Below are 9,586 nucleotides of genomic sequence, written 5' to 3'. Positions count from 1 at the left end.
TCAAGTTTATAATTGTCATGTTTCATTATATTATTTCACAAAAATAAATCAAACATGAATATAAACCATTTATTTTGAATTTTCTACAAGAAGGGTTCTAAAAATTCAAAATTACCGTATTTTGTTGGTAAATAAGGTTGAAGAAGTAATTGGTATATTTTGACCTCCCCCAGCCCCTCCTTTGGAGGAGGGGAGGTCAATTAGGATTTGAATTTTTAGAACCCACCTACAATTTGTTTTGTGTTTTGGTCTCTTTTTTCTTTTTGATAATAAGTTCTTTTAGAACAGGGATAAGTTCTGCAACTCCTTCTTCTATTGGCAGGCATACGGGAATTCCTAGTTCTTTTGCATATTTTTGTTTATAAAAATGTGCTTGTTCTTGGGAAAGATGATGAGTATTGAGCGTGATACCCAATACTTTTTTTCCGTACATACCTATGAGTTTTATTTCATCGGCAATGTTGGGTATTTCTTTTCCCAAATCTTCAAATCCATCATAATATTTCCTTGCGGGTGCATGTTGTAAAATAACCCCATCTACATCCCCAGATACTAAAAATTCTGCTCCACAGGGACCGCTGATATTTCGGAGGGCTGCTTGACCTTCTATAACAATAAGGGAAGGGTTTACTTCTTTATAACACGATACTATGGACCTTTCTAATTCTCCCGATACATAATCATTATAGGTAGAATCTAATATAAACCCATACTTCCATCCTTGCATCCATCCTGTTTGTCCGGTATATATCATTTCAGAAATCATCCCTTCTTGTCGGATAGATTCTACTATAAATTTTGCAGTGGTTCTTTTTCCTAATCCGCAATCAGTTCCCATAACCGCTATTTTTGCGCATGGAATTTGATATATTTCACCTGTCCAAAATCGGAGCTTATGACGAGGCGTGGGTTGCCTTATATCGTGAATGATTACTTTGTATTTTTGGGAGCATTCCGCAAGACGAGGATTATCATGTAAAAAGGAATGCAATCCACTCACAACGTCCATTCCGTTTTTCATTGCTTCCATAACATCTGCTTCCATAGAAATAGGAAGCTGCCCACCTTTTGGTGCTACGCCTACTATACAATTGCGTGCTTGTCCCCCGCTTTGTATAAAAGTAATAACATCTTTGTAAATAGGAATATTTCTAGACCTTCCATCTAAAATAATTCCTGCATCTCTTCCAAAAAAAACCTCATCAATCACTGCTACTATTTCATATCTTTCTGACCCCCTTATTAAACCATGAGCGGTTTTTGCGGACTTTGTATCAAAAAGCCCATTTGATAATACTATAGATTTTATTTTCATTGTTGTTTTTCGTGCATTCTAATAATTATGGATTATGTTCATAAAAAATGAAAAGTAAATACAATTTTATAAAATGTACTCTTATTTAAAAAAAACAAAGTGCTTTTTTGAAAGAGAGTATACAAATTGCATAGAAAAAGAGTAAATATTATTTTCTTTGTAAATTGCTAAAAACTATTGGAAAGGTTCACTCTTATTTTTTCATTACTAAACTAAAAAAAGAATTATGTTGCAAAAGATTTTATTTTTAATTTTTGTGCTTTTGAAAACCCCAGTATATTCTCAGGATTCAAAAGTTTATAAAGGAACCCGTCCTAAAAATATTATATTGATGATAGGAGACGGGATGGGGCTCACACAAATAACAGCAGGGTTAATACGTAATAATTATAGATTACATTTAGAACGATGTAAGTCCTTAGGTCTTATAAAGACCTGGTCTTCAGATGCTTTAATAACCGACTCGGCAGCAGGTGCCACAGCATTTTCTTGTGGTGAAAAAACATATAACGGTGCTATAGGAGTAGGGAAAGACAGCCTAAGGAGAGAAACTATTTTAGAAAAAGCAGGAAATAATAAATTAAGCACAGGATTGGTGGTTACGGCTTCTATTACCCATGCTACCCCTGCAAGTTTTTATGCACATCAGAAACTCCGCAGCTTAGAAGAATCTATTGCTCAAGATATGCTGAACGCACCACTTACACATTTTGTGGGAGGTGGGTATAAGTTTTTCAAAGACCGCACAGATAAAAGAGATATAACAAAGATATTAGAACAAAGCGGCTTTACTATTACCCAAGATGAATCCTCATTCAAAAATGCAAAGGGAAAAGCAGGATGGTTTATTGCAGATGGACAACCTCTTTCTCTTCTCAAAGGAAGAGATGATGTATTTCTGAGAGGAATAGATGCTATTATTCCTAAACTTGCTGCCAACTCAAATGGTTTTTTTCTCATGATAGAGGGTTCTCAAATAGATTGGGGAGGACACGAGAACAACTCCGATTATATTATTTCTGAAATGATAGAATTTGATAAAGGAATAGGGAAAGTTCTTGATTTTGCGGAAAAAAATAAAGAAACATTAGTAATAATCACTGCTGACCACGAAACCGGAGGATACGCTCTTAATACAGACAAAAAAGACGCTTTTAATTTTACACCTCAATTTACTACGGATAAACATACCTGCGATCTCATTCCCGTTTTTGCTTTTGGAGTCGGAGCAGAAGTATTTCAAGGTATTTATGATAACACAGATATATACCATAAAATAAAATACCTCTACGGATTTTGAAATAAAACACAAAACATATACAAAAATGTAAGTATTTTTATGAGAAATGATGTATTTGCAAAAAAAATATAATTTTATGTTTTTTGTTTTATAAGCACATGTATTATCTACAACTACAATCAATAAATTTTTTTACTAATAAAATAAATATTATGAACAAAGTAATTACTTTTTGTGTGATGCTCATTTTTTGTGAATCTGTTTACGGGCAAGAAACATGGGATCAAAAATTTGAGCAATTAGGCACTCAATTGCCAACCCCGAATAGCTACCGCACCGCAAGCGGTGCTCCTGGTAAGGATTATTGGCAGCAGAGAGCAGATTATGAAATTTCAGTAGAACTCAATGATGAAAATCAGAGTATTACAGGAAATGAAATGATCACATATTTTAATAATTCACCCGATGAATTGCCTTATCTTTGGATACAGTTAGATCAGAATATTAATGAAAAAGAATCTGCTACTCCTAAGACCGCAACCTCAAACATGAAAGATACTGTGGAGGGAAAGTCCCTTTTGGGTATTATTCATGATTATGATTTTGATGGAGGATTCAAAATAAAATCGGTGACCGATGGAGCGGGAACTCCTTTACGTTACAGTATCAATAAAACGATGATGCGAGTAGATTTAGCAACCCCTCTCCTGTCCAAACAGAACACCTCTATAAAGATAGCTTGGTCTTATAACATCAATGATAGAATGTTAGACGGGGGAAGGTCTGGCTATGAATACTTTCCTAAAGATGGAAATTATGTATATACCATCGCTCAATTCTTTCCACGCATGGCTGTATACGATGATGTTTCGGGATGGCAGAACAAGCAGTTTTTAGGGAATGGGGAATTTACCCTTTCCCTCGGAAATTATATAGTAAGCATCAATGTTCCTGCTGATCATATCATTGGAGCAACAGGTACTTTACAAAATCATAGAGAGGTTTTATCACCAACACAGATAGCAAGGTTTGAAAAAGCAAAAGCATCGTTTGATAAACCCGTCATAATTGTGACCGAAGAAGAAGCAAAGATATCTGAAAAAACAAAAGCAAATTCTCGAAAAATATGGAAGTATAAAGCGGACAATGTACGTGATTTTGCTTTTGCATCATCCAGAAAGTTTATATGGGATGCCCAATCTGTCAATATAAATGGCAAAACGCCTTTGGCAATGAGCTATTATCCAAAAGAAGGAAACCCTCTTTGGGAAAAAGAATCTACCCGAGCAGTAGCAAATACTTTACTCACCTATTCAAAACATACTATAGATTATCCTTACCCTGTGGCTATTTCCGTGCATGCGGCATCTATAGGGATGGAATACCCGATGATATGTTTTAACTTTGGAAGACCAAACGCAAACGGCACTTATTCCGACCAAGTAAAATGGGGAATGATAGGGGTTATTATTCATGAGGTGGGGCATAATTTTTTCCCTATGATTATTAACTCTGATGAAAGGCAATGGACTTGGATGGACGAAGGATTAAATACTTTTGTGCAGAGTTTAACCCAAAAAGAACATTATGTAAAAGAAGGAATGCCATTAAGAAGAGGAACAGCGACCAGCATGATAGATTATATGAAAGGAGATAAGGAAGGACAAAGACCTATTATGACCAATTCCGAGCAGATACTGCAATTTGGAAATAATGCTTATGGAAAACCCGCTGCAGCCCTCAGTATATTGCGAGAAACTATCATGGGAGAAGAACTTTTTGACTATGCTTTTAAAGAATATGCAAGAAGATGGGCGTTCAAACATCCTACCCCTGCTGATTTTTTTAGAACTATGGAAGATGCCTCGGCAGTAGATCTAGATTGGTTTTGGAGAGGATGGTTTTATACCACAGACCATGTAGATATTTCTGTGGATAAAGTAAAATGGTTTAAAATGGCAAAAAATGAAAAAGGATTTGAGAACCAAGTAAACCTTACTCCTACCAATAAAAATGATACCGAACCCGCTAAAACATTTGAAGAAGCCACACAAGTATTTCAATTTGCAGACACAAAAGATAAATCATACAGAGAATTTCAAAACCGTATCAATGATGCTTCTATTAAAAGTAAACACCAGAATACAAACTTTTATGAAGTCACCTTCAAAAACGTAGGAGGATTAGTAACCCCCCTTATAATAGAATGGACCTATAAAGATGGAACAACAGAAATAGAAAAAATTCCCGCAGAAATCTGGCGTTATAATGAAATTGAAGTAACTAAAGTATTTGCAAAAGAAAAAGAAGTAATCAATATCAAAATAGACCCTTTGCAACAAACATCCGATTCTGAAGCAAGTAATAATGAGTTTCCTCGCAAGAAAACCCCATCAAAAGTAGAACAATTTAAAGAAAAGAAGAAATAAAAAAATGAAAGAATATGCTCCCAATCCCAAAAATGTTGGGAGTATATTTTTTTTATTGTAAATTAAATGCCCAATCTTTTTTCGTAAATATACATTACGTTCTATTTTAAAAAAACAGCAGTGAAATCAAAAAAACAAAGTGGTTAATATATACTGTAGTAATCGGGTTAATTCCATTCTTAATAAGAACGTTTATTGTCTTATTTGATAAGACAGGAACTATTTATTATTGGTTAAATGAATCTGATTTTATAGTTTTAGGACTTGTATTAAACCTTACCAATATAAATGAGTTAGAAGACAAAGATTTTGAGGATAAGGTCTGGAAAACAAAGAAAATTGGTATGTCTGTTGTTTTTATTATTATATTCGCAGCACTTCTTACATTGGTAACATATTCCGACTTTAAAGTAAACTTAGATATGAATAAATGGGCGGTAAAAATTTGTTCCATTTGTTTTGCTGTTATTTCATTTTTTTTTAGTTTATCAATTTATAATCATTTAACAACCTTAGAGAAATGACTACATTATTTGTAATATTAACAATAATAGGATCAGTACTGGGAATTTATGCTTCTATAGAAACATTTATAGAAACAAGTAAATTAAAAAAACAGAGAAAAGAAAAACAGATAGAAAATCAATAGAACCCTGATACACCTTCTATCTTATACTTTTTCAAGAGAGGATTATTACATATTTTCATTATAACATAACACCAATGATACTCAAAGGAATATTTAAAGTACCCGCTCACAAAAGATTTGCATTTAAACCTCGCTATTATGACCCCATAAAAGAAGAAATAACAGAGAGAACTAAAAGAATAGAAACTGAACTCCAAGAAGAAGATCCTACAAAACCCCATAGTTCCACAATACGAGGGGCTTTCAAAAGAAAAACAGGTAGTAAAAAAACTTTTGGCAAAGATTACAGTGCCGCTGTTGGACAACTATCTGCCACTGCAATGCTCGTTACCCTCTGTTTGGGATATTGGTATTTTGGAAATAAAATTATATATGCAATAGGAGCAATAGTAGGGATTTATATACTATTTCGCCTGAGAAAAAAATAATTTATTTTATAACATCTATATTCTTTGAAAAAAAAAGTACTCTTATTCGCCCTCTTATTCACAGCAATAAAAGGATCTGCACAATATAATGGAGATACTGTATTACAGTATAACTCTATGAAACCAATTTTTTTTGATATACTCCACACACGACTTTCTTTATTAGTAGATTGGGAAAAAGAACAACTCATATCAACAGCAGAACTCCGTCTGAAACCCTATATCCGAACACAACAAAAACTGATACTAGATGCAAAGAATTTTAAAATAAGAGGTTGTTTTCTTAAAACAAAAAATATATGGAAAGAACTCCCATACTCCTACGATGGATTTTTACTTCAGATAGACCTCCTCAAAAAATTTTCTGCACAAGATACCTTAGATATAAAAATTGATTATATAGCTAACTACGAAAGTAATAAAAGAACCACCCAAGTAGGTCTCTATTTTTTTAAACCCTACACTCCCAAAAACACAACATCTGACATACAATATTATCAAGTATGGACACAAGGAGAACCTAATGGGGCTTCCTATTGGTTCCCTACATTCGACCAACCGAATGAAAAATGCACTCAAGAAGTTATCATAACCGTAGATTCCTTTTTTCATACTATTTCTAATGGTGTACTCCTTTCTTCTACCAAAAAAGGAAAATACAAAACAGATCATTGGAATATGGAATATCCTCATTCTCCTTACTTGTTTGCTTTAGTAATAGGAAAATTTTCTTTTTCCCAACAAAAATGGAATGATGTTACTCTCCGTTATATTTCTTCTTTTCCCCACCGGGGAAAAGATATTTTTTTCAAAGAAACCCCTCAAATGCTTTCCCTTTTCAATAATCTTTTACACTATACATACCCCTACCCAAAATATGACCAAGTTATTGTAAAAAACTTTATAGATGAAGGAATGGAAAATACTACTATTACCATACTTTCAGAAGACTATGACTTGGAAAAAAAAGAACTTATTGATGAAAAACACGATAACATAATAGCACACGAACTCTTTCACCAATGGTTTGGAAATCTGGTCACCTGTAAATCATGGGCTTATCTCCCTCTCAATGAAGGATTTGCTACATACGGAGAATATCTTTGGTATGAACATAAATATGGAAAAAACGAAGCTAATAGATGGCTTTATCAAGCAAAAAACACACATTTTATAGAAACCGAATCTCTCAAAAGACCCGTTATAAATTATTATTATACAGATACAAAAGAACTTTTTGATACCTACTCTTATCAAAAATCTGCCATCATCATCCATATGCTACGCAACTTTTTAGGAGATACTGTTTTTTTTCAATCACTCCATCACTATCTTATAAATAACAAATATAAATCCGTAGACCTTGATAATCTGAGACATTCTTTTGAAACAACAGCAGGCGAAGACCTCAAATGGTTCTTTGACCAATGGTTCTTGAGAGAAGAAAACCCTAAAATAAACGTCCTACACGAACATAAAAATGATTCTCTTTTTATAGCATTCTACCAAGAATTAGATTCTCCTAAAAAAGAACCTTTTATTATACCCATAGAAGTAAACTATTGGATAAAAGAAGAACAAAAAAAAATCCAATTAGTACTAGAAACAGAATACTTAGAAATCGCAATACCCCTCTCTGAAAAACCATCCTTAGTGCAAGTAGACCCAAATGGTTCTCTTCTCGTAGATTTTTACCACGAAAAATCCCATCTTGAAACACTCAACCAATACAAATTCGCTGTCTCTTATAGTATGAAAGTAGATGCCCTTGCATCGCTTGCAAATGCTCCAAAAGAACTCTTTTTAGAAGCAATAGAACTCGCATTAGAAGATTCTTTTCATCATATCAAAATAGAAGCCCTTGCTCTCATAAAAGATACAAACATAAAAAAATACCCAAATATCCTTAAAAAAATAATATCTCTCACAAAAGATAAAAACTCATTAGTACGAGCATCCGCTCTTTCCACATTATCCTCCTATAATATAGAACAACAAATCTTTGAAAAAGCACTTGCAGATTCCTCATACTCCGTAGTAGGGCAAGCTATAGATGCTCTATTAGAAAATAAAACTCAAATCCCCACTCCCCTAGAACCATTTAAAAACATAGATAACATCCAAATAAGTATCCCATTCGCCCAGTTTTTTATACGAAACTATAAACAAGACGAACTCAAATGGTTTATAAATACTCTCCTCAAACAAACAGGAATCAAAAAAACCCATTTTCTATCATATTTTATACAATATATAGCAACAGATACCAAAAAACGAACAGATGAAGTCCTTCACCTCCTCACTTTTTTAGCAACAAAAGATAATCAAGAAGAAAATAAAATATTCGCTTTTCAAGGAATTACCCTCTTTGATGCCCATAAAAAAGAAATACAAAAACTGATATCCTCTCTCATAGAAAATGAATCAACCTTGCACATAAAAGAAGCATTTCAATCCATTCTCAATGAACAATAAACAAATTCTCTACGGCTTAATAGGATTTCCACTCGGACACTCCTTCTCTCAAAAATACTTTACTGAAAAATTCAAAAAAGAACATTTACAAAACCATTCTTATTCTCTCTTTGAAATAGATACCATAGAAAAATTCCCCCTCATACTCCAACAAAACCCAAACCTCTCAGGACTTAATGTTACCATCCCATATAAAAAAAAAATAATCCCTTTCTTACAAAAATTAGACCACATAGCTACAAAAATAGGAGCAGTAAACCTCATAAAAATCACCAAAGATGCACAACTCTTCGGATATAACTCGGATTACTTCGGATTCAAACAATCCTTAGAAAATTGGATACCTCAAAATATACTCAAAAATACCAAAGCAATAATCCTCGGAAACGGCGGAGCCGCTGCCGCTGCCAAAACCGTCTTAGAAAACATGAACATCCCTTTTATTATTGTAGAAAGACAACAAAACCTCCTCTACTCACACCTTACAAAAGATATAATACAAGAAAGAAAACTCATCATAAACACTACCCCACTCGGAATGTCCCCAAATACAAACACATACCCCCCCATACCATATAATTTTATAAGCCCAAAACACTATCTCTACGACATGGTCTATAACCCCGAAATAACCCTTTTTATGAAACAAGGCATCAAGAACAATGCATCCGTAAAAAATGGATACGAAATGCTCCACTTACAAGCAGAAAAGTCATGGGAAATATGGAATACTATAACACATACATAACCTCTTTATCCATTATAGAGAAAAAACATATATACAACACCAAAAAAAAACTCAACACCACCTTCTCTTAGGTAAATAATACCTCTCATACTTTTTTTTATGAAATTCAAAAATCCTCTCCCAAACAAAGCTGTTTTGTTACCTAAAACATCACCAAGCATCCCCATAGCATTAAGATAAGCACAATCTATATTAGACCCCTCTTATACTCTTTCCGAATTAATTGCAAAAAAATCAATTATAATGGAAATTTAAAAAAATAAAATATAAAAAGATATAATTATTACAATTTAATAAAAAAA

8 protein-coding genes are annotated in these 9,586 nt (G+C 33.4%); 6 read left to right on the top strand and 2 right to left on the bottom strand.

Going from position 1 to position 9,586, the window contains the following annotated elements; translation table 11 throughout:
- Positions 1–226: 226 nt before the first annotated feature.
- Positions 227–1,315: a DUF1611 domain-containing protein gene (locus tag QM536_08425; protein ID MDI9357030.1), complete on the bottom strand. Its 1,089-nt coding sequence runs from the start codon at positions 1,313–1,315 to the stop codon at positions 227–229.
- A 226-nt stretch (positions 1,316–1,541) separates the two neighbouring features.
- On the opposite strand from QM536_08425, the gene QM536_08420 reads away from it, so the two are divergent.
- Together QM536_08420 and QM536_08415 are read left to right on the top strand one after the other, a co-directional pair.
- Positions 1,542–2,615, top strand: coding sequence for an alkaline phosphatase (locus QM536_08420; GenBank protein ID MDI9357029.1), 1,074 nt, complete (start codon positions 1,542–1,544; stop codon positions 2,613–2,615).
- A gap of 152 nt (positions 2,616–2,767) precedes the next feature.
- Complete coding sequence (locus tag QM536_08415; protein MDI9357028.1) at positions 2,768–4,984, top strand: M1 family metallopeptidase; 2,217 nt, start codon at positions 2,768–2,770, stop codon at positions 4,982–4,984.
- A 226-nt stretch (positions 4,985–5,210) separates the two neighbouring features.
- Here the strand turns inward: QM536_08415 and QM536_08410 are convergent, their stop codons facing one another.
- On the bottom strand, positions 5,211–5,438 hold the full coding sequence (locus QM536_08410; protein ID MDI9357027.1) for a hypothetical protein: 228 nt from the start codon (positions 5,436–5,438) through the stop codon (positions 5,211–5,213).
- A gap of 66 nt (positions 5,439–5,504) precedes the next feature.
- Here QM536_08410 and QM536_08405 point away from each other — a divergent pair, with 66 nt between their 5' ends.
- The 4 genes from QM536_08405 (at position 5,505) to aroE (ending at position 9,284) form a co-directional block, all read left to right on the top strand.
- Positions 5,505–5,633, top strand: coding sequence for a hypothetical protein (locus QM536_08405; GenBank protein MDI9357026.1), 129 nt, complete (start codon positions 5,505–5,507; stop codon positions 5,631–5,633).
- Between the two features lie 74 nt (positions 5,634–5,707).
- Positions 5,708–6,061, top strand: coding sequence for a hypothetical protein (locus QM536_08400; protein MDI9357025.1), 354 nt, complete (start codon positions 5,708–5,710; stop codon positions 6,059–6,061).
- 24 nt (positions 6,062–6,085) lie between these two features.
- Entirely contained in the window at positions 6,086–8,536 is a 2,451-nt protein-coding gene (locus QM536_08395) for a M1 family metallopeptidase (protein MDI9357024.1), read from the top strand.
- Positions 8,526–9,284, top strand: coding sequence for a shikimate dehydrogenase (gene aroE, locus QM536_08390; GenBank protein MDI9357023.1), 759 nt, complete (start codon positions 8,526–8,528; stop codon positions 9,282–9,284). The genes QM536_08395 and aroE overlap by 11 nt, the downstream gene beginning before the upstream one ends.
- Positions 9,285–9,586 lie beyond the last annotated feature (302 nt).

The sequence above is a fragment of the Chitinophagaceae bacterium genome (assembly GCA_030053935.1).
Lineage (GTDB): Bacteria > Bacteroidota > Bacteroidia > Cytophagales > JASGCU01 > JASGCU01.
Note: the sequence above shows the minus strand (reverse complement) of the source record. Positions and strands in the feature narration are given on the sequence as shown.

Excerpts from the sequence above, each read along its gene's own strand:
- QM536_08425 (MDI9357030.1), bottom strand. The coding sequence starts at position 1,315 with ATGAAAATAAAATCTATAGTATTATCAAATGGGCTTTTTGATACAAAG.
- QM536_08420 (MDI9357029.1), top strand. The coding sequence starts at position 1,542 with ATGTTGCAAAAGATTTTATTTTTAATTTTTGTGCTTTTGAAAACCCCA.
- QM536_08415 (MDI9357028.1), top strand. The coding sequence starts at position 2,768 with ATGAACAAAGTAATTACTTTTTGTGTGATGCTCATTTTTTGTGAATCT.
- QM536_08410 (MDI9357027.1), bottom strand. The coding sequence starts at position 5,438 with ATGGAACAAATTTTTACCGCCCATTTATTCATATCTAAGTTTACTTTA.
- QM536_08405 (MDI9357026.1), top strand. The coding sequence starts at position 5,505 with ATGACTACATTATTTGTAATATTAACAATAATAGGATCAGTACTGGGA.
- QM536_08400 (MDI9357025.1), top strand. The coding sequence starts at position 5,708 with ATGATACTCAAAGGAATATTTAAAGTACCCGCTCACAAAAGATTTGCA.
- aroE (MDI9357023.1), top strand. The coding sequence starts at position 8,526 with ATGAACAATAAACAAATTCTCTACGGCTTAATAGGATTTCCACTCGGA.